The organism is Mycobacterium sp. IDUB_3, assembly GCF_055419585.1.
In genome coordinates this window covers 567,997-586,074 of the sequence record NZ_JBVAXZ010000002.1, presented here as the reverse complement: position 1 = coordinate 586,074, position 18,078 = coordinate 567,997, and the positions used below count along the sequence as shown (strand labels likewise).

Genomic DNA, 18,078 nt, shown 5'->3' with positions numbered 1-18,078 from the left:
CGCAGGCGGACGTGGTTGCGGCCGCGTTCTCGGCGGTGCCGACGGCCTGAGCTGGCCGGAGGCCGCGCCCGGCGAACGTTCGGGGCCCGACCGGGCGCGAAGGTCACGATTTGGCCGCGAAATGGCCGGGGCGGTTGCCCGCTAGTCGAACAGGCCGGCCTGGCCGAGGCCGGTGACCCCGGCCGGCGGCGTCATGCCGAGGTGTGTCCAGGCCTTGGCGGTGGCCACCCGGCCCCGCGGCGTGCGCGCGATCATGCCGGCGCGGACCAGGAACGGTTCGCACACCTCCTCGACCGTGGTGGCCTCCTCGCCCACCGCCACCGCCAGCGTCGACACCCCGACCGGGCCGCCGCCGAAGCTGCGGGTCAGCGCCGAGAGCACACCACGGTCCAGCCGGTCCAGGCCCAGCTCGTCGACGTCGTAGACCGCCAGTGCGGACTTGGCGACGTCGCGGGTGATCACGCCGTCGGCACGCACCTCGGCGAAGTCGCGGACCCGGCGCAACAGCCGGTTGGCGATCCGCGGCGTGCCGCGCGAGCGCCGGGCGATCTCCTCGGCCGCATCGCTGCCGAGTTCGATGCCCAGGATCCCGGCCGAGCGGGCCAGCACCCGCTCCAGCTCGGGGGGCTCGTAGAAGTCCATGTGCGCGGTGAAACCGAACCGGTCCCGCAGCGGGCCGGTCAGCGCGCCGGACCGGGTGGTCGCGCCGACCAGGGTGAACGGCGCCACCTCCAGCGGAATCGACGTCGCCCCGGGACCCTTGCCGACCACCACGTCGACCCGGAAGTCCTCCATGGCCAGGTACAGCATCTCCTCGGCGGGCCGGGCGATGCGATGGATCTCGTCGATGAACAACACGTCGTGCTCGACCAGGTTGGACAGCATCGCCGCCAGGTCACCGGCGCGTTCCAGCGCGGGCCCCGACGTCACCCGCAGCGACGACCCGAGCTCGGCCGCGATGATCATCGCCAGCGACGTCTTGCCCAGCCCCGGCGGACCGGACAACAGAATGTGATCCGGTGTACCGCCGCGGTTTTTGGCGCCCTCGAGGACCAGCTGCAGCTGCTCGCGCACCCGCGGCTGGCCGATGAACTCGCGCAGCGACCGTGGACGCAGGCTGACGTCGATGTCGCCCTCGCCGGACGCCAGCGCGCCGGAAATCTGCCGATCGGCGTGATCCTCCCCGAAGTCGTGCGAGCTCATCGGGACTTACCCAGCATCGACAGGGCGGCGCGCAGGGCGGCCGTCGTGGTGGCGTCGTGTTCGGTGGCGAGCACCTTGTCGGTGGCCTCCTCGGCCTGCTTGACGGCGAAACCGAGCCCGACCAGGGCCTCCACCACCGGCCCGCGCACCGCGTGGCCGTTGTGCGCCGCACCCGGCAACGCTGCGCCGGCCGCGGCGCCGACGCCGACCTTGTCGCGCAATTCCAAGACCATCCGCTCGGCGCTGCGCTTGCCGATCCCGGGCACCCGGGTCAGCGCGGTGACATCGCTGTCGTGCAGCGCCTGTCGCAGCGCCCCGGCGTCGTGCACGGCCAGGGTCGCCATCGCCAGCCGCGGCCCCACCCCCGACACCGAGAGCAGCGTCAGGAACAGGTCGCGGGTGTCGGTGTCGGTGAAGCCGTACAACGTCATCGAGTCCTCGCGGACGATCATCGCGGTGATCAGCCGCGCCTCGGTCCCGGTCCGCAGCGTGGACAGCGTCGACGGGGTGGCGTTCACCCGGTAGCCGACGCCGGCCGCCTCGATCACCACGTGATCGAGCGCCACTTCGAGGACCTCCCCGCGCACCGCGGCGATCATCGCGCGGCCTTCAGCTTGGCGTCCACCTTGGCCTTGTACTTCTGTCGTTGCTCGGCGGCCATCGCCTCCGCCGCGGCCATCCGGGCGATCATCGGCGCGCGCCAGCAATGGCAGATGGCCAACGCCAGCGCGTCGGCGGCGTCGGCCGGTGACGGCTTCGTCTGCAGCGCAAGGATTCTGGTGACCATCGCGGTGACTTGGGCCTTGTCGGCCGCGCCGTTGCCGGTGACCGCGGCCTTGACCTCGCTGGGGGTGTGGAAGTGCACGTCGATGCCGCGCCTGGCCGCCGCCAGCGCGACGACGCCGCCGGCCTGGGCGGTGCCCATCACCGTCGACACGTTGAGTTGGGAGAACACCCGCTCGATCGCCACGACGTCCGGCCGGTGAGTGGCCAGCCAGTGCTCGACGATGTCGCTGATCTTCAGCAGCCGCTGGGCCAGCGGGGCGTCCGCGGGCGTGCGCACCACGTCGACGTCCAGCGCGACGACCGTGCGCCCGCGTCCGCTCTCGACGACCGACAGACCGCATCGGGTCAGGCCGGGATCGACGCCCATCACCCGCATTCCCGCTCCCACCTAGTAGAACAGCTGTTCGATACCCTAGCGGCCGGCGCCGACGGCTCCGGGTAGGACACGCGGCCGTGCCGCCGATTGTCGCGGCGACGTTACGGCGCCGAACCCGAGGAAAAGCTGTTAGCTTTAGCCCACGTTCGCTCGAGCAATGTGGCAACGGAGGGGTTGGCGTGGGATCTCTGCTGGTCATGATCGCCGTGGCGCTCTTCATCGCATCCATCGTGGTGCTGGTGGTGGCTTTGCGGCGGCCTAAGCAGCCGGCCCAGCGTGGCGGGCGCCAGGATCCCCTCGCCGCCGACGCCATGCCGCAGTTCGGGCCGCGCCAACTCGGGCCCGGCGCCATCGTCAGCTACGGCGGCATCGACTACATCGTGCGCGGTTCGGTCACCTTCCGCGAGGGCCCCTTCGTCTGGTGGGAACACCTGCTGGAGGGTGGCGACCAGCCGGTCTGGTTCAGCGTCGAGGAAGACGACGGGCGACTGGAGCTGGCGATGTGGGTCACCCGCAAGGACGTGCCGCTGCGGCCCGGCGACCCATACGTCGTCGACGGCGTGATGTTCCACGAGTCCGAACGCGGCCGCGCCTCCTACACGACCGAGGGCACCACCGGGCTACCTGCCGGCGGGGAGATGGAGTTCGTCGACTGCACCAACGCCGACGAGTCGGTGCTGCTCTCGTTCGAGCGCTGGGCCCCGGACATGCCCTGGGAGGTATCCACGGGCAAGTCCGTCTCGCCCGGCGAGATCACCCTGTATTCGGCCCCCCCGCCGAGCCCGGCGTAGAGCGCGAGATCTCCTCGGTGCCCCTCCATCAGCTCGCCGTGACCCCGGCCGACGTATCCGGAGAACGGCTGGGGCTCGCGCTCAACGCGCCCGTGCCGGCGCCGCTGGCCAGCTGCCGGCTGGACCACCCCGACGGGGGTGCCGCGCTGCTACTCGGTGTGCTGGGCGCCTCACATGTCGTCGCCGTCGAGCACTCGTTCTCCGAGGAAATCTCTTGCACCGCACGCAGTCTCGGGGCTCCGCTACCGGAGCGCACCGAGGCGCCCGGCTACCGCCTGCTATCCCATACCGATACCCACGACGAGGCGAGCTTTCGCCGCCTCGCGCACGACCTGCGCGGCCGTTGCGCCCGCCGGACGGGCTGGCTCGGCGGTACGTTTCCCGGCGATGACGCAGCGCTGACCGTGCTGGCCGCCGAGCCCGACGGCGCCGGCTGGCGCTGGCAGACCTGGCACCTCTATCCGGGGCGTCCCGCCGGCAACGGCGGAACGGTGGTTCACACGGCCAGCCGGTGGCGCCCGTGAGCCGCAACCGCCTGTTCGTGATCGCCGGTGTGCTGGGCGCGGCCGGCGTGACGTGCCTGATCTTCGGAATCCTGCTGCTGCAGAAGAACATTGCGTCGTACGTCGCCGGCCATTATCACGAGTACGCCCGCGACGTGAACGGGACGCGCTATCAGTGCACCGGATCGCCCGACCAGGTGGCCGACACGCTCGCCGACTATGCCGAACCCAACGCGCGCGCCGACAACGGCAAAACCGAGTACCTGCGCTACAGCAACAACATCGTCGTCGTCGGCCCCGACGGCAACTACCCGTGCAGCATCCGCGTCGAACCGCTGAGCGCCGGATACAGCCACGGCGCCTTCATCTTCCTCGGCCCCGGATTTTCCCCTGGATCCCCGTCGGGCGGCGCCGGAGGCACCCCCGGCGGCCCCGGCGGAACCAAGTGAACGCAAAGGAGAACATCATGTATCTCGCCGTCGAGATCGGCACCGTCGACCTCAATCCCGTGCTGAAAGGCGCAGTCGCGACGATCCTGTACTTCGTCGTCGGCATGGCCGTGCTTCTCGTCGGGTTCTACGCGGTCGACGTACTGACCCCGGGAAAGCTGCGCCAGCTGGTGTTCATCGACCGCCGGCCCAACGCCGTGGTGGTCGCGGGCGCGATGTACATCGCCCTGACCGTCGTCATCATCACCGCCATCGCCAACAGCTACAGCCAGCTGGGCCAGGGACTCGTCGGCGTGGCGGTGTACGGGCTGATGGGCGTGATCCTGTTGGGCGTCGCGCTGCTGGCGATGCACCTGTTGATACCGGGCAGTTTTCACGAGCACATCGACGAGCCCGAGCTGCATCCGGGATCGTTCGCGGTGGCGCTGATACTGCTCGCCGTCGGAGGAGTCACCGCCGCGGCGGTGTCATGAGCGTTGTCGGGTCGGCGAGCGAGGTGCGGGCGCCCGAGGCGGCGCCGCCCGCGGCGGTGTCGGGGCGGTGGCGGGCGCTGTTGCTGGCCGCCGTGGCGGCGTGCGCGGCGTGCGGCATCATCTACGAACTCGCGCTGCTGACGCTGTCGGCCAGTCTGGACGGCGGCGGGATCGTCGCCACCTCCCTGATCGTCGCGGGCTACATCGCCGCGCTGGGCGTGGGCGCGCTGCTGGTCAAGCCGCTGCTGGCGCACGCCGCGATCACCTTCGTCGCCGTCGAGGCGCTGCTGGGCATCGTCGGTGGCCTGTCGGCGACGGCCCTGTACGTGGTGTTCGCGTTCCTGGACGGGTCCGTCGGGTCGACATGGGTGCTGGCGGCGAGCACGGCGTTGATCGGTGGCCTGGTCGGTGCCGAGGTGCCGCTGTTGATGACGCTGCTGCAGCGGGGGCGGACCGCGGGAGCCGCCGACGCCGGCCGCACGCTGGCCAACCTGAACGCCGCCGACTACCTGGGCGCGCTGCTGGGCGGGCTGGTCTGGCCGTTCCTGCTGCTGCCGCACCTGGGGATGATTCGCGGCGCGGCGGCCACCGGCATGATCAACCTGGCGGCCGCCGCCGTCGTCGCGATTTTCCTGTTGCGCCAACTGGTTTCGATGCGCCAGCTGGCGCTCGCGCTGTGCGCGCTGGCCGCCGCGGTGGGGCTGCTGGGCACCCTGCTGCTACGTTCGGCCGACGTCGAAACAACAAGCAGGCAAAGGCTTTACGCGGACCCGATCGTCGCCTATCGGCACACGGCCTATCAGGAGATCGTGGTGACCCGCCGCGGCAACGACACCCGGCTGTATCTGGATGGGGGCCTGCAGTTCTCCACCCGCGACGAATACCGCTACACCGAAAGCCTCGTCTACCCCGCCCTCGGCAACGGCGCCCACTCGGTGCTGGTGCTCGGCGGCGGCGACGGCCTGGCGGCCCGCGAATTGCTGCGCCAGCCCGGCATTTCCAAGATCGTGCAGGTCGAGCTCGACCCCGCGGTGATCGACATCGCGCGAACCACGCTGCGCGGCGCCAACGGCGGCTCGCTCGACAACCCGCGGGTGGCCGTGCTGACCGAGGACGCGATGAAGTGGTTGCGCGGACCGAACGTGGATCGCTTCGACGCGGTCATCGTCGACCTCCCCGATCCCGACACCCCCGTGCTGGGGCGGCTGTACTCAACGGAGTTCTACGCGCTGGTCGCCCACGCTCTGACTCCCGGTGGGTTGATGGTGGTACAGGCGGGCAGCCCGTTTTCCACCCCGACGGCGTATTGGCGCACGATTTCGTCGATCCGGACCGCCGGCTACGCGGTCACGCCGTATCACGTGCACGTGCCCACGTTCGGTGACTGGGGATTCGCCCTGGCGCAGCGCGCGGACGCCGCGCCCACACCGAAGGTGCCCACCAACGCGCCCCCGCTGCGTTACCTCAACCAGCAGGTGCTCGACGCGGCCGGCGCCTTCGGCGGCGACATCGGCCCGCGCCCGGTGGAGCCGTCGACGCTGGACAATCCGCGCATCGTCGAGGACATGCGGAAGGGATATGACTAATCAGTCCTCGTCGAGGGCGGCGAGCACCTCGTCGGACAGGTCGACGTTGGTCCAGACGTTCTGCACGTCGTCGCTGTCCTCCAGGGCATCGACCAGCTTGAATACCTTCCGCGCGCCCTCGACGTCGACGGGCACGCTGACCGACGGCTGGAAGCTGGCCTCGGCGGACTCGTAGTCGATGCCGGCGTCCTGCAGCGCGGTGCGCACCGCCACCAGGTCGGTCGGCTCGGAGATGACCTCGAAGCTCTCGCCGAGGTCGTTGACGTCCTCGGCGCCCGCGTCCAGCACGGCGGTCAACACGTCGTCTTCGGTCAGGCCGTTCTTTTCCAGCGTGACGACGCCCTTGCGGGTGAACAGGTAGGACACCGATCCGGGATCGGCCATGTTGCCGCCGTTGCGGGTCACCGCCACCCGGACCTCGCCGGCCGCGCGGTTGCGGTTGTCGGTGAGGCACTCGATCAGCACCGCCACGCCGTTGGGGCCATAGCCCTCGTACATGATCGTCTGGTAGTCGGCACCGCCGGCTTCCTCGCCCGCGCCCCGCTTGCGGGCGCGCTCGATGTTGTCGTTGGGCACCGAAGTCTTCTTCGCCTTCTGGATGGCGTCGTAGAGCGTCGGGTTGCCGGCCGGGTCACCGCCGCCGGTACGGGCGGCGACCTCGATGTTCTTGATCAGCCGGGCGAACTCCTTGCCACGGCGCGCGTCTTTGACGGCCTTCTGGTGCTTGGTGGTGGCCCACTTGGAATGGCCGCTCATCGGTGTCCTATCTGAAAGTCCTCTTGTTTTTGTGGCCAGACGAGTCTACGTGGACGGTTGGGGCGGGTCGCCCGGCGACTGCACGCCCGTCGCAGCGTCCCCACGGGTCACAGCGTGGCGGGCATAACGGCGGGTTGTCAGCCGGTGACGAGGTCGACGAACAGGTGGTGGATGCGCCGGTCGCCGGTCATCTCGGGGTGAAACGCCGTGGCCAGCTGGCGGCCTTGCTTCACCGCGACGACATGCCCGGCCGCGCTGGCCAGCACCTCCACGCCTGCACCGGTGCGCTCGACCCAGGGCGCGCGGATGAACACCGCGCGCACCGGATCGCGCAGCCCCGCGAACGGGATGTCGCCCTCAAACGAATCGACCTGACGCCCAAAAGCGTTGCGCCGCACCGTCATATCGATCGCCCGCAGCGGCAGCGCCTCGCGGCCGCCCGCGCCGGCGTCCAGGATCTCGCTGGCCAGCAGGATCATCCCGGCGCAGGCGCCGTAGGCGGGTAACCCGTCGGCCAGCAGCGCCCGCAGCGGCTCCAGCAGGCCGAGGTCTTTCAGCAAGTGGCTCATGGTGGTCGATTCCCCACCGGGAATGACCAGCCCGTCGACCGCCTCGAGCTCGCCGCGCCGGCGCACCGGCATCGACTCGGCCCCCGCCTCGCGCAGGGCGGCCAGGTGCTCGCGGGTGTCGCCCTGCAGTGCCAGGACCCCGATCCTTGGAGCGGTCACAGCGCGCTCACGTCGGCTGGTATCCGCGTTTGAAGCGGGTCAGCCCCTCCTGCATGACGGCCGCGACCATCTCGCCGGACTGCGTGAAGATCTTGCCCTGGCACAGCGAGCGGCCGCCGCTGGCCGACGGCGAGCTCTGGTCGTAGAGCAGCCATTCGTCGGCCCGGAACGGGCGCATGAACCACATCGCGTGATCCAGCGACGCCACCTGCAGGTGCTCGCGCACGTCGAGATGGGTGACCTGGGCCGATCCCAGCAGCGTCAGGTCGCTCATGTAGGCCAGCGCGCAGATGTGCAGCACCGGGTCGTCCGGCAGCGGGTCGCGGTGGCGGAACCACACCTGCTGCTGGGAGGCCTTGCCCGGCAGCAGGTGCAGGCGCTCGCGCGGCACGATGCAGACGTCCCACTCCTCGAACTGCTTGAATCCGGCGTCGTCGAAGACCTTGATCGAATCCAGGCCCGGCAGCCCGTCGGGCGGCGGCGCGGCCGGCATCGGGTCCTGGTGGTGAATGCCCTCCTGATCGGTATGGAAGGAGGCACCCATGCTGAAGATGATTTCCCCGTGCTGGATGGCGTTCACCCGCCGGGTGGCGAACGAGCCGCCGTCGCGGGAGCGCTCGACGATGAACACCGTGCGCTCCTTGGCGTCGCCGGGCCGCAGGAAATACCCGTGCAGCGAGTGCACCTGATATTGCGGGTCCACGGTGCGCACCGCCGACACCAGCGACTGGCCGGCTACATGGCCCCCGAAGGTGCGCTGCAAAAATCCCGACGCTGGGCTGAAGATGCTGCCACGGTAGATGTTGACCTCGAGTTGCTCGAGATCGAGGATCTCTTCGATCGCCACGGACTGTTTTTACCAGCCGCGTTCGGCCAGCCGGTGCGGCTCCGCGATCTGCTCGACGTTGATGCCGACCATCGCCTCGCCCAGTCCGCGAGACACCTTGGCCAGCACGTCGGGGTCGTCGTAGAAGGTGGTCGCCTTGACGATCGCGGCGGCGCGGGCAGCGGGGTCCCCGGATTTGAAGATGCCCGAGCCCACGAACACGCCCTCGGCGCCGAGCTGCATCATCATCGCCGCATCCGCCGGGGTAGCGATGCCGCCCGCGGTGAACAGCGTGACCGGCAGCTTGCCCGCCCGGGCCACCTCGACGACGAGGTCGTAGGGCGCCTGCAATTCCTTTGCGGCGACGTACAATTCGTCTTCGGACAGCGACGTCAGGCGGCGGATCTCGCCGCCGATCGCCCGCATGTGCGTGGTCGCGTTGGAGACGTCGCCCGTCCCGGCCTCACCCTTGGAGCGGATCATGGCCGCGCCCTCGCTGATGCGCCGCAGCGCCTCGCCGAGGTTGGTCGCCCCGCACACGAAAGGCACGGTGAACTTCCACTTGTCGATGTGATGCGTGTAGTCGGCCGGGGTCAGCACCTCGGACTCGTCGACGTAGTCCACGCCGAGGCTCTGCAGGATCTGCGCCTCGACGAAATGCCCGATACGGGCCTTGGCCATCACCGGAATGGTCACCGCGGCGATGATGCCCTCGATCATGTCCGGGTCGCTCATCCGCGACACCCCGCCCTGCGCGCGGATGTCGGCCGGCACCCGCTCCAGCGCCATGACGGCTACGGCGCCGGCGGCCTCGGCGATCTTGGCCTGCTCGGGGGTGACGACGTCCATGATGACGCCGCCTTTGAGCATCTCGGCCATACCGCGTTTGACGCGCGCCGTTCCGGTTCGCCCGTTGCCGTTCGGTGGGTGGGCGGTACTCACTGCATGATCTCCTTCAACCGTTGTAGACCCAGTCTAATGAGGCGCTTTGGCCCGCGTTGACTCCGTGGAGTCAGCGGATGGACAGCAGCGGGCCGGGGGTGCGGCCGCCGGCGAGCGCGGCCGCGTCGGTGAGCAGTCCGGATAGTTGCATGGGGTACACCGTCTCCCCCGCCGCGACCAGCGCAGCGATGTCAGCAGCGTCACACCAGCGATGGCCGTGGATGTAGCTGCGTTCCAGCTCGGTTCGGCCCGTGCGCGACGGCTCGAACCGCTGGGTGCGGTAGACGAAGTAGAACTCCTCGCTGTCGATCAGCGAGCCGTTGAACTCGAAGACCTCGTCGCGTCGCCACACCGGCCCGACCATGTCGGCCGGCGCGACCCGCAGCCCGGTTTCCTCGGCCAGCTCCCGCGCGGCGGCCTCGGCCAACCGCTCCCCTTGCTGTACCTCGCCGCCCACGGTGAACCACCACTTCGGCGCGCGCCGCTCGGCGAGCGCGGGATCCGACCCGCACAGCAGCAGCACCGCGCCGGTCTCGTCGAGCAGCACGATCCGCGCCGAGGTGCGGTGGTTGAGGACGCCTTCAAAGCCCAACGCGCCGTGGGCCAGCGCGTGTGGTCGCTCGACGATCTCGAAATAGCTGGGCAGCGCGGCGGTTCCGCCGAGGTGGAACAGCCGCACCAGGGGCCGTTCGGCCAGGGCCAGGGTGTCCCGGACCGCGTCGTTGTGGAAGCGGCGGGCCAGCACCACCCGGGCCTCGGCGTCGGCCAGCTCGGCGATCAGCCCGGCCGGCAGCGATGCCGGATCGACGACGGCCAGCGCGGCCGACAGCTCGTTCTCGGCGTTTTCCCGCGCGGGCCGGGGTGCCCCCTCCGCGGCGTCGGCCAGCGCCGCCAGCCGCCGCCCTTCGGGCGCACCGCCGTAGGCGTCGATGGCGACCGCGCGCGACACCACCGCGCGCCGTGCCAGCGCACCGTCGAGCGCCTGCCACGACAGGTCGTAGCGGACGTGCAGCCGGTCCAGCCGGTTGGCCGTCCGGAACGCCCACGCGCCGAAGACCGCCAGCACCGCGACGAAGACCGCGACGGCGACAATCAGCCATGTCATCAACTGGCCACCTCAACCTTGGCGCCTGACGACGCGACCGTTTCGTACACCCGCAGGATCTGGCTGGCCACCACGGACCAGTCGTAGCTTTGGACAGCGGCCGATCCAGCCGTCACATAACGTTCCCGCAGCACATCATCCTCCAGCACCGCGATCAGCGAATCGGCAAGCGCGTCGGCGTCGCCGACGGGCACCAGGCACCCGATGTCGCCGTTACACAGCACGCGCCGGAAGGCGTCCAGATCACTCGCCACCACCGGGGTCCCGGCGGCCAGCGCCTCGACCAGCACGATGCCGAAACTCTCCCCGCCGAGGTTGGGCGCGCAGTACACGTCGGCGCTGCGCATGGCCGACGCCTTCCCGGCGTCGTCGACCTGGCCGAGGAAGCGGATGTGGTCCACCAATTCGCCTGCCTGAACGCGCAATTGGTCCTCGTCGCCGCGACCGACGACCAGCAGCTGTACGTCGGGAAAACGCACGACCAGCCCCGGCAGCGCGTCGAGCAGCACCGACATGCCCTTGCGTGGCTCGTCGTAGCGGCCCAGGAACAGCACCGTCTTGCCGGCGCGCGGGTAACCGTCGCGGCGCGGCGCGGAGGCGAACGAGGCGACGTCGACGCCGTTGGGAATCTCCACTGCGTCGGTGCCCAGCGCCTCCATCTGCCAGCGGCGGGCCAGGTCGGAGACCGCGATCCGGCCGACGATCTTCTCGTGCATCGGGCGCAGGATGCCCTGAAACACCGTCAGGGTCAGCGATTTGGTGGTCGACGTGTGAAACGTCGCCACGATCGGGCCCTCGGCGATGTTGAGGGCCAGCATGGACAGGCTCGGTGCGTTGGGCTCGTGCAGGTGCAGCACGTCGAAATCGCCTTCGGCGAGCCACTTTTTCACCTTGCGGTGGGTGGCCGGCCCGAACCGCAGCCGGGCCACCGAGCCGTTGTAGGGAATCGGGACGGCCTTGCCCGCCGAGACGACGTAGTCGGGCAGCTCGGCGTGCGGCGAGGACGGCGCGAGCACGCTGACGTCGTGGCCCCGGGCGCGCATCACCTCGGCGAGCTGCAGGACGTGCGACTGCACCCCGCCCGGAACGTCGAACGAGTAGGGACAGACCATCCCGATCCGCATCAGGTTTCCTTCAGCCGGGCCTGCTTGGCTTCGGGGAGGTCGGCCAGCCACTGCGGCTGCATCATGTGCCAGTCCTCGGGGCGGGCGGCGATGTTCTTCTCGAACTGGTCGGCCATCGCCTGGGTGATCGCGCCGACATCGCCGCTGGTGCAATCCAGGGGCGGCTGTATCCAGACGCCCCAACCGCGGTCCTCGAACCAGCAGTGCGCCGGCAGCAGCGCCGCCCCGGTCGCGATCGCGAGCTTCGCCGGCCCCGCCGGCAGCCGGGTGGGCTCGCCGAAGAAGTCAACCTGCACGCCGGTGCGGGTCAGGTCACGCTCGGCCATCAGGCACACCACCCGGTTGTCCCGCAGCCGGTCGCACAACACGTCGAAGGGCGGTCGTTCTCCCCCGGACAGGGGCAGCACCTCGAAGCCCAGGCGTTCGCGGTAGGCGATGAAGCGCCGGTACAGCGACTCGGGTTTGAGGCGCTCGGCGACGGTGGTGAAGGTGCCGTGTGTCTGGGCCAGCCACACCCCGGCCATATCCCAGTTGCCGCTGTGCGGCAACGCGATCACCGCGCCCCGGCCGCCGGCCAGCGCCGCCTCGATGTTGTCTCGGCCCTGGACGGAGTCGTGGAGCTCGCGGCCCAGCGCGGCCAGGTCCATCCCCGGCAGCCGGAACGCCTCGCGCCAATACCGGGCGTAGGAGGCCAGCGACGCCCGCATCAGCGAGTCCGGCACCTCCTTGGGCGGCACACGCAAGACGCGAGCCAGGTTCTTGCGCAGCTGGTCGGGGCCGCCACCGCGGGCGGCGTAGCGCGCCCCGGCGTCAAAGGCGTTGCGCGCGGCGAACTCCGGCATCGCCCGCACCGCCATCCAGCCGGACGCGTAAGCCCAGTCGGCGCCCATTCCGCCCGCCAGGCGGCCCACCGTCCGGCCGGCCAGCTGGCGGGCCATCCGGCGTTGTGCCCCAATCGTTTTCATGCCGGTCAGAGTGGGTATCACGGCTCGCTCACCAACCTATCCGTCGCGCCCGGGGAGGTGCGCACCGCGTGCAACCGCTGCGCGCAGGTGAGCAGGCTGGCCCCCGCCAGCACCCACATCGCGACCGGCAGCGCCGGCGGCCACGCGACGAACGGAAAGTCCGACACGCCCGCGCCGACGAGCACGATGATCAACCGTTCGGGCCGTTCGATCAGGCCCCCGTCGCCGCGCAGCCCGCTCGCCTCGGCGCGGGCCTTGATGTAGGAGATCACCTGCGAGGTGACCAGGCAGATCAGCGTCGCCACCGCCAGCAGCTTGTCGTGCAGGCCGAAGACGATCCACCACAGCAGCCCGCAGAACACCGCGCCGTCGCTGACCCGGTCGCAGGTGGCGTCCAGCACTGCGCCGAATCGGGTGCCGCCGCCGCGTTCCCGCGCCATCGCCCCGTCGAGCATGTCGAAGAGGACGAAGAACCAGACCACCACCGCGCCGGCGAACAGCTTGCCCATCGGAAACAGCGTCAGCGCCCCGGCCACCGCGACGATGGTGCCCAGGATGGTGACGACGTCGGGGGTCAGCCCCAGCCGCAGGCATGCGCGTGCGGTCGGAGCGGTAAGCCGCGCGAACGCCGCCCGCGACAGGAACGGCATTTTGCTCATGGTTGTTTCGTCCACTCCGTGGCCAGCAACTGACGCGTCTCGCGCAGCAATTGCGGGATCACCTTCGATCCGCCGATGATGGTGATGAAATTCGCGTCGCCACCCCAGCGCGGCACCACGTGCACGTGCAGGTGTTCGGCCAGCGAGCCCCCGGCCGACGTCCCCAGGTTCAGGCCGACGTTGAAACCGTGCGGCCGCGACACGTTCTTGATGACGCGAATCGCCTTCTGAATGAAGGACATCAGCTCCGCGCTTTCCGGATCGGTCAGGTCTTCGAGCTCGGAGACCCGCCGGTAGGGCACCACCATCAGGTGCCCGGGGTTGTAGGGGTAGAGGTTGAGCACGGCGTAGACGAGCTCGCCGCGGGCGACCACCAAACCGTCTTCGTCGGCGAGGTGCGGAATGTCGGTGAACGGCTGCTCGGTCTTGCCGTTGTCGCGCTTCGTCGGCGCTTCGGCCAAATAGGTCATCCGGTACGGCGTCCACAACCGCTGCAGGTGATCCTCCTCGCCGACCCCCTTGTCCAGGATGGTGTCGTCGGTGCCCTGCTCGGCCGGTTCGCGATCACTCACGGTCACTCACCACTTGACACTTTCACGAGTTCGGCCGTGGGCACGGAATTCTCGCGATCGGCGATCCACTTCACGATCGCATCGACAGCGCTGTCGCGGGGCACGCCGTTGATCTGGGTGCGGTCACCGAAACGGAAGCTGACCGCGCCGGCCTGCACGTCGCGGTCACCGGCCAGCAACATGAACGGCACCCGCTGGGCGGTGTGGTTGACGATCTTCTTGGCCATCCGGTCGTCGCTGGAGTCGACCTCGACGCGTACCCCGTGTGATTTGAGTTGCGTGGCAACGCTTTCCAGGTATTCCACGTGCTCGTCGGCGACCGGAATGCCCACCGCCTGCACCGGCGCCAGCCACGCCGGGAAGGCCCCCGCGTAGTGCTCGGTGAGGATGCCGAAGAACCGCTCGATCGACCCGAACAGCGCCCGGTGAATCAGCACCGGCCGCTGCCGCGACCCGTCGGATGCGGTGTATTCCAGCTCGAAGCGGTCCGGCATGTTGAAGTCGAGCTGAATGGTCGACATCTGCCAGCTGCGGCCCAGCGCGTCCTTGACCTGCACCGAGATCTTCGGGCCATAGAAGGCCGCGCCGCCGGGGTCGGGAACGAAATGCAGCCCGGAGGCCTCGGCGACCTCCCGCAGCACCTGGGTGGCCTCGTCCCACATCTCGTCGGAGCCCGAGTACTTCTCCGGGTCCTTGGTGGACAGCTCCAGATAGAAGTCGTTGAGCCCGTAGTCGGCGAGCAGATTGAGCACGAAGCGCAGCAGCGAGGTCAGCTCGTCGCGCATCTGCTCTCGCGTGCAGTAGATGTGGGCGTCGTCCTGAGTCATGCCGCGCACCCGGGTCAGCCCGTGCACCACGCCCGACTTCTCGTAGCGGTACACGCTGCCGAACTCGAAGAGCCGCAACGGAAGTTCGCGATACGACCGACCGCGCGACCGGTAGATCAGGTGGTGCATCGGGCAGTTCATCGGCTTGAGGTAGTAGTCCTGCCCCGGCTTGCGCACCGTGCCGTCCTCGTTGAACTCCGCGTCGAGGTGCATCGGCGGGTACATGCCGTCGGCGTACCACTCGAGGTGGCCCGAGGTGATGTACAGCTGCTCCTTGGTGATGTGCGGAGTGTTGACGAACTCGTAGCCGGCCTCGATGTGCTTGCGTCGCGAGTACTCCTCCAGCTCGCGACGGATGATGCCGCCCTTGGGATGGAAAACCGCCAGGCCGGAACCGATTTCGTCAGGGAAGCTGAACAGGTCCAGCTCGACGCCCAGCCTGCGGTGGTCGCGGCGCTGTGCCTCTTCGATCAGCTCGAGGTGGGCGTCCAGCGCCTCCTGCGACTCCCAGGCGGTGCCGTAGATGCGTTGCAGGCTGGCGTTGCTCTGGTCACCGCGCCAGTAGGCGGCCGAGCTGCGGGTCAGCTTGAAGGCCGGGATGTGCTTGGTGGTCGGGATGTGCGGGCCCCGGCACAGGTCCCCCCAAACCCGTTCCCGGGTACGGGGATTCAGGTTGTCGTAGGCGGTTAGCTCGTCACCGCCGACCTCCATCACGTCGGGATCCCCGGACTTGTCGTCGACGAGTTCGAGCTTGTAGGGCTCGTCGGCCAGCTCCGCGCGCGCCGCGTCCTTGGACGCGTACACGCGCCGGTCGAACAGCTGTCCGTCCTTGACGATCTGGCGCATCCGCTTTTCCAGCTTCGTCAGGTCCTCCGGCGTGAACGGTTCGGTCACGTCGAAGTCGTAGTAGAACCCGTCGGTGATCGGCGGCCCGATCCCCAATTTGGCGTTCGGGAACAGATCCTGGACGGCCTGCGCCAGCACGTGGGCGGCCGAGTGCCGGATGACGCTGCGACCCTCGTCGGTGTTGGCGGCCACGGGGACGACGTCGGTGTCGGCGTCGGGCGTCCAACTCAGGTCGCGCAGCTTGCCGTCAGCGTCACGCACCACCACGATCGCGTCGGGCGTGCCCCGGCGCGGCAGCCCGGCTTCGCCCACCGCGGCGGCCGCGGTGGTCCCGGCGGGCACCCGGATCGGGGCTTGCGGGATGTGGTTGCCGGGGGCGCTCATGAGGCTGGTTCTCCAAGGTTGGTGGTGTGAGGAGTCGATCGCTGTCATGCTATCGGTGCCGACCGCGCTCAGGGCTGGCCAGGTTTGAGCCGCACGAACAGCGCGTCCGCTTCGGTCAGCAACTGATCGCCGTCGGTCAACCGGCCCGACACGAAGATCTTGCGCCCGTCCACCCGGTCGATGCCCGCCTCGAACTGCAATTCCTTTTCCACCGGGACGATGTGGCGGTAGTCGATCTTGAGGTAAGCGGTGCGCTGCCGCGGGTTGCCGGTCAGCACCGACGCCGACAACCCGAGGATGGAATCGAACAGCATCCCCAGCGCGCCGCCGTGCACGGCGCCGTTGCGGCCCAGGTGGAACCGGGCGAAGCGGGCCTGGCCGTGGATCCGGCCGTCCTCGCCCTTGTGTGCCGACATCGGGATCGTCAGGATGTTGCCCCGCATCGGCAGGTCCATCCGCCGGCCCGACGGGGACGCCCACTCGTCGGCGTCGAACGGCGCCAGCAGCGCCGACGCCTTCTCCAGCAGGTCAGCGGCCTCGGTGATCACCTCGTCGGGAGCGTCGACGGCCCGGGCGTGATCCTGCAACGAGCGCACGGCGTCGATGAACCTGCCGTAGTCGGGCCCGCCCTTGGTCGTCGGTTCCGGCGGGTTGAACCCGCCGCCGGGGTGTCGCTGATGTTCGGCCACCACAACACCGTATTGCCCGGCGGACGGGGTTTCGCGTAGTGGTTAGACGGGCTGCTGCGCCCCGGCGGCCGACAACGTTTCGAATTCGTCGTCGGACAGCTCGATCTGGGCGGCGGCGACGTTTTCCTCCAGGTGCGCGACCTTGGACGTGCCCGGGATCGGCACCATCACCGGCGAGCGCTTCAGCAACCACGCCAACGCCAACTGCGACGGCGACGCGTCGTGCTCGGCGGCGATGCGCTGCAGCGGGCCGTCCGGGGCGGCCAGCGGCCCGGCGGCCAACGGGAACCACGGGATGAACCCGATGCCCTGTCTCGTTGCGGCGTCCAGCAGCGGCTCGGCGCCACGGGCCGTCAGGTTGTACATGTTCTGCACCGACACGATCTCGGTGACGCGCATGGCCGCGTTCAGCTGGTCGACGTCGATCTCGGACAGGCCGATGTGGCGGATCTTGCCCTCGTTCTTGAGGGTGAGCAGCTCGCCCACCTGATCTTCCAGCGGGTAGTTCGAGTCGATGCGGTGCAGCTGGAACAGGTCGATGGTCTCCACGCCCAACCGGCGCAGGCTCATCTCGCATTCCTGGCGCAGGTAACTCGGATTGCCCAACGGAATCCAGACGTCCGGGCCGGTGCGCAGCAGCCCCGCCTTGGTCGCGATCACCAGACCGTCGTAGGGATGCAGCGCCTCGCGGATGATGTCCTCGGACACGTAGGGGCCGTAGGAGTCGGCGGTGTCGATGAAGTTCACGCCGAGTTCGACGGCCCGGCGCAGCACCCGGACGCATTCGGCGCGGTCGTCGGGCGGGCCCCATACGCCCTTCGCCGTCAGGCGCATGGCGCCGAAGCCGAGTCGGTTGACGGTCAGGTCGCCGCCGAAGGTGAAAGTTCCGGAGGCCCCTGCAACAGTTTTCGAGTTTTCTGCGGTCACTTTTACGACCGTACGCGCCATATGCGACCGCGCATCCCGGCGTGGCAAGCTGAGCACGTGGACCTACGAGCGCTCGAGGAGCTCCCCCTGACCTACGCCGAAGTGGGTGCGACGGCTTCCGGCGAACTGCCCGCCGGATACGACCATCAACACGCCGAGCGCCAAATCGGCACGGGCGAGCGGCGTTTCGAGCAAGCCGCGGCCGCCGTCATGCACTGGGGCATGCAGCGCGGGTCCGGGCTGCGGGTGCAGGCCAGTTCGGAGATCGCCGTCGTCGACGCCGTGGTGGTGGTGAAGATGGGCTTTCTGCCTGCGCCCTGTCGGGTGGTCTACGTCGTCGACGAACCCGACATCCGCGGCTTCGGCTACGGCACCCTGCCGGGCCATCCGGAATCCGGCGAGGAACGCTTCGTGGTTCGTCGCGACCCGGTGACGTCGGCGGTGTACGCGGAGGTGTCCGCCTTCTCCCGGCCCGCGACCTGGTGGAGCAAAGCCGGCGGGCCGGTGGTGAAGGTGGGTCAGCGCCTTATCGCCAAGCGCTACCTGCGCGCGGTCTGACAA

21 protein-coding genes are annotated in these 18,078 nt (G+C 69.4%); 6 read left to right on the top strand and 15 right to left on the bottom strand.

The window, feature by feature from the left end; translation table 11 throughout:
• Positions 1–141: 141 nt before the first annotated feature.
• From ruvB to ruvC, 3 genes are read right to left on the bottom strand one after another with little or no spacing between them, the layout of a single operon-like run.
• On the bottom strand, positions 142–1,203 hold the full coding sequence (gene ruvB, locus ACZYVJ_RS23835; protein ID WP_463833605.1) for a Holliday junction branch migration DNA helicase RuvB: 1,062 nt from the start codon (positions 1,201–1,203) through the stop codon (positions 142–144).
• Complete coding sequence (ruvA, locus tag ACZYVJ_RS23830) at positions 1,200–1,802, bottom strand: Holliday junction branch migration protein RuvA (protein WP_463833604.1); 603 nt, start codon at positions 1,800–1,802, stop codon at positions 1,200–1,202. Before ruvA ends, ruvB begins: the two co-directional genes overlap by 4 nt.
• Positions 1,799–2,365, bottom strand: a complete 567-nt coding sequence (ruvC, locus tag ACZYVJ_RS23825; protein ID WP_463833603.1) for a crossover junction endodeoxyribonuclease RuvC — start codon at positions 2,363–2,365, stop codon at positions 1,799–1,801. Before ruvC ends, ruvA begins: the two co-directional genes overlap by 4 nt.
• A 179-nt stretch (positions 2,366–2,544) precedes the next feature.
• On the opposite strand from ruvC, the gene ACZYVJ_RS23820 reads away from it, so the two are divergent.
• The 5 genes from ACZYVJ_RS23820 to ACZYVJ_RS23800 are packed head-to-tail and all read left to right on the top strand — an operon-like array spanning position 2,545 to position 6,167.
• Positions 2,545–3,156, top strand: a complete 612-nt coding sequence (locus tag ACZYVJ_RS23820; protein WP_463833602.1) for a DUF4178 domain-containing protein — start codon at positions 2,545–2,547, stop codon at positions 3,154–3,156.
• A gap of 17 nt (positions 3,157–3,173) precedes the next feature.
• Entirely contained in the window at positions 3,174–3,680 is a 507-nt protein-coding gene (locus ACZYVJ_RS23815; protein ID WP_463833601.1) for a DUF2617 family protein, read from the top strand.
• A complete protein-coding gene (locus tag ACZYVJ_RS23810) occupies positions 3,677–4,108 on the top strand; it encodes a DUF4247 domain-containing protein (RefSeq protein ID WP_463833600.1) in 432 nt (143 codons plus the stop codon). The genes ACZYVJ_RS23815 and ACZYVJ_RS23810 overlap by 4 nt, the downstream gene beginning before the upstream one ends.
• A gap of 17 nt (positions 4,109–4,125) precedes the next feature.
• Positions 4,126–4,581 carry a DUF350 domain-containing protein gene (locus ACZYVJ_RS23805; protein WP_064954815.1) on the top strand — a complete coding sequence of 152 codons (456 nt, stop codon included), beginning with the start codon at positions 4,126–4,128 and terminating at the stop codon, positions 4,579–4,581.
• On the top strand, positions 4,578–6,167 hold the full coding sequence (locus tag ACZYVJ_RS23800; RefSeq protein ID WP_463833599.1) for a polyamine aminopropyltransferase: 1,590 nt from the start codon (positions 4,578–4,580) through the stop codon (positions 6,165–6,167). Before ACZYVJ_RS23805 ends, ACZYVJ_RS23800 begins: the two co-directional genes overlap by 4 nt.
• Here ACZYVJ_RS23800 and ACZYVJ_RS23795 read toward each other — a convergent pair whose 3' ends face one another.
• The 12 genes from ACZYVJ_RS23795 to ACZYVJ_RS23740 form a co-directional block, all read right to left on the bottom strand.
• Positions 6,168–6,923 carry a YebC/PmpR family DNA-binding transcriptional regulator gene (locus ACZYVJ_RS23795; RefSeq protein WP_463833598.1) on the bottom strand — a complete coding sequence of 252 codons (756 nt, stop codon included), beginning with the start codon at positions 6,921–6,923 and terminating at the stop codon, positions 6,168–6,170.
• A gap of 137 nt (positions 6,924–7,060) precedes the next feature.
• A complete protein-coding gene (gene pdxT / locus ACZYVJ_RS23790) occupies positions 7,061–7,651 on the bottom strand; it encodes a pyridoxal 5'-phosphate synthase glutaminase subunit PdxT (RefSeq protein ID WP_463833597.1) in 591 nt (196 codons plus the stop codon).
• 7 nt (positions 7,652–7,658) lie between these two features.
• Positions 7,659–8,498, bottom strand: a complete 840-nt coding sequence (tesB, locus tag ACZYVJ_RS23785) for an acyl-CoA thioesterase II (RefSeq protein WP_463833596.1) — start codon at positions 8,496–8,498, stop codon at positions 7,659–7,661.
• A 9-nt stretch (positions 8,499–8,507) separates the two neighbouring features.
• The gene (gene pdxS, locus ACZYVJ_RS23780) at positions 8,508–9,419 is read right to left on the bottom strand and encodes a pyridoxal 5'-phosphate synthase lyase subunit PdxS (protein ID WP_463833595.1); all 912 of its coding nucleotides are present in this window, start codon (positions 9,417–9,419) and stop codon (positions 8,508–8,510) included.
• A gap of 70 nt (positions 9,420–9,489) precedes the next feature.
• Complete coding sequence (locus ACZYVJ_RS23775; protein ID WP_463833594.1) at positions 9,490–10,524, bottom strand: NUDIX hydrolase; 1,035 nt, start codon at positions 10,522–10,524, stop codon at positions 9,490–9,492.
• Positions 10,524–11,648: a glycosyltransferase family 4 protein gene (locus tag ACZYVJ_RS23770; protein ID WP_463833593.1), complete on the bottom strand. Its 1,125-nt coding sequence runs from the start codon at positions 11,646–11,648 to the stop codon at positions 10,524–10,526. Before ACZYVJ_RS23770 ends, ACZYVJ_RS23775 begins: the two co-directional genes overlap by 1 nt.
• On the bottom strand, positions 11,648–12,586 hold the full coding sequence (locus ACZYVJ_RS23765; RefSeq protein ID WP_463833857.1) for a phosphatidylinositol mannoside acyltransferase: 939 nt from the start codon (positions 12,584–12,586) through the stop codon (positions 11,648–11,650). The genes ACZYVJ_RS23770 and ACZYVJ_RS23765 overlap by 1 nt, the downstream gene beginning before the upstream one ends.
• Positions 12,587–12,630: 44 nt before the next feature.
• Positions 12,631–13,272, bottom strand: a complete 642-nt coding sequence (gene pgsA / locus ACZYVJ_RS23760; RefSeq protein ID WP_463833592.1) for a phosphatidylinositol phosphate synthase — start codon at positions 13,270–13,272, stop codon at positions 12,631–12,633.
• Positions 13,269–13,844 carry an ATP adenylyltransferase gene (locus tag ACZYVJ_RS23755; RefSeq protein ID WP_463833591.1) on the bottom strand — a complete coding sequence of 192 codons (576 nt, stop codon included), beginning with the start codon at positions 13,842–13,844 and terminating at the stop codon, positions 13,269–13,271. Before ACZYVJ_RS23755 ends, pgsA begins: the two co-directional genes overlap by 4 nt.
• A 2-nt stretch (positions 13,845–13,846) precedes the next feature.
• On the bottom strand, positions 13,847–15,901 hold the full coding sequence (gene thrS / locus ACZYVJ_RS23750; protein WP_463833590.1) for a threonine--tRNA ligase: 2,055 nt from the start codon (positions 15,899–15,901) through the stop codon (positions 13,847–13,849).
• A gap of 68 nt (positions 15,902–15,969) precedes the next feature.
• Positions 15,970–16,593, bottom strand: coding sequence for a PaaI family thioesterase (locus ACZYVJ_RS23745; protein WP_463833589.1), 624 nt, complete (start codon positions 16,591–16,593; stop codon positions 15,970–15,972).
• A 39-nt stretch (positions 16,594–16,632) separates the two neighbouring features.
• Positions 16,633–17,538, bottom strand: coding sequence for an aldo/keto reductase (locus tag ACZYVJ_RS23740; RefSeq protein ID WP_463833588.1), 906 nt, complete (start codon positions 17,536–17,538; stop codon positions 16,633–16,635).
• 36 nt (positions 17,539–17,574) lie between these two features.
• On the opposite strand from ACZYVJ_RS23740, the gene ACZYVJ_RS23735 reads away from it, so the two are divergent.
• Positions 17,575–18,075, top strand: coding sequence for a DUF1990 family protein (locus ACZYVJ_RS23735; protein WP_463833587.1), 501 nt, complete (start codon positions 17,575–17,577; stop codon positions 18,073–18,075).
• Positions 18,076–18,078: the final 3 nt, after the last annotated feature.

What these genes read in the sequence shown, in the direction of transcription:
- thrS (WP_463833590.1), bottom strand. Translation starts at nt 15,901, where the DNA reads ATGAGCGCCCCCGGCAACCACATCCCGCAAGCCCCGATCCGGGTGCCC.
- ACZYVJ_RS23800 (WP_463833599.1), top strand. Translation starts at nt 4,578, where the DNA reads ATGAGCGTTGTCGGGTCGGCGAGCGAGGTGCGGGCGCCCGAGGCGGCG.
- ACZYVJ_RS23795 (WP_463833598.1), bottom strand. Translation starts at nt 6,923, where the DNA reads ATGAGCGGCCATTCCAAGTGGGCCACCACCAAGCACCAGAAGGCCGTC.
- ACZYVJ_RS23775 (WP_463833594.1), bottom strand. Translation starts at nt 10,524, where the DNA reads ATGACATGGCTGATTGTCGCCGTCGCGGTCTTCGTCGCGGTGCTGGCG.
- ruvA (WP_463833604.1), bottom strand. Translation starts at nt 1,802, where the DNA reads ATGATCGCCGCGGTGCGCGGGGAGGTCCTCGAAGTGGCGCTCGATCAC.
- ACZYVJ_RS23740 (WP_463833588.1), bottom strand. Translation starts at nt 17,538, where the DNA reads ATGGCGCGTACGGTCGTAAAAGTGACCGCAGAAAACTCGAAAACTGTT.
- ruvB (WP_463833605.1), bottom strand. Translation starts at nt 1,203, where the DNA reads ATGAGCTCGCACGACTTCGGGGAGGATCACGCCGATCGGCAGATTTCC.
- ACZYVJ_RS23805 (WP_064954815.1), top strand. Translation starts at nt 4,126, where the DNA reads ATGTATCTCGCCGTCGAGATCGGCACCGTCGACCTCAATCCCGTGCTG.
- ruvC (WP_463833603.1), bottom strand. Translation starts at nt 2,365, where the DNA reads ATGCGGGTGATGGGCGTCGATCCCGGCCTGACCCGATGCGGTCTGTCG.
- ACZYVJ_RS23770 (WP_463833593.1), bottom strand. Translation starts at nt 11,648, where the DNA reads ATGCGGATCGGGATGGTCTGTCCCTACTCGTTCGACGTTCCGGGCGGG.
- ACZYVJ_RS23765 (WP_463833857.1), bottom strand. Translation starts at nt 12,586, where the DNA reads ATGGCCCGCCAGCTGGCCGGCCGGACGGTGGGCCGCCTGGCGGGCGGA.
- pgsA (WP_463833592.1), bottom strand. Translation starts at nt 13,272, where the DNA reads ATGAGCAAAATGCCGTTCCTGTCGCGGGCGGCGTTCGCGCGGCTTACC.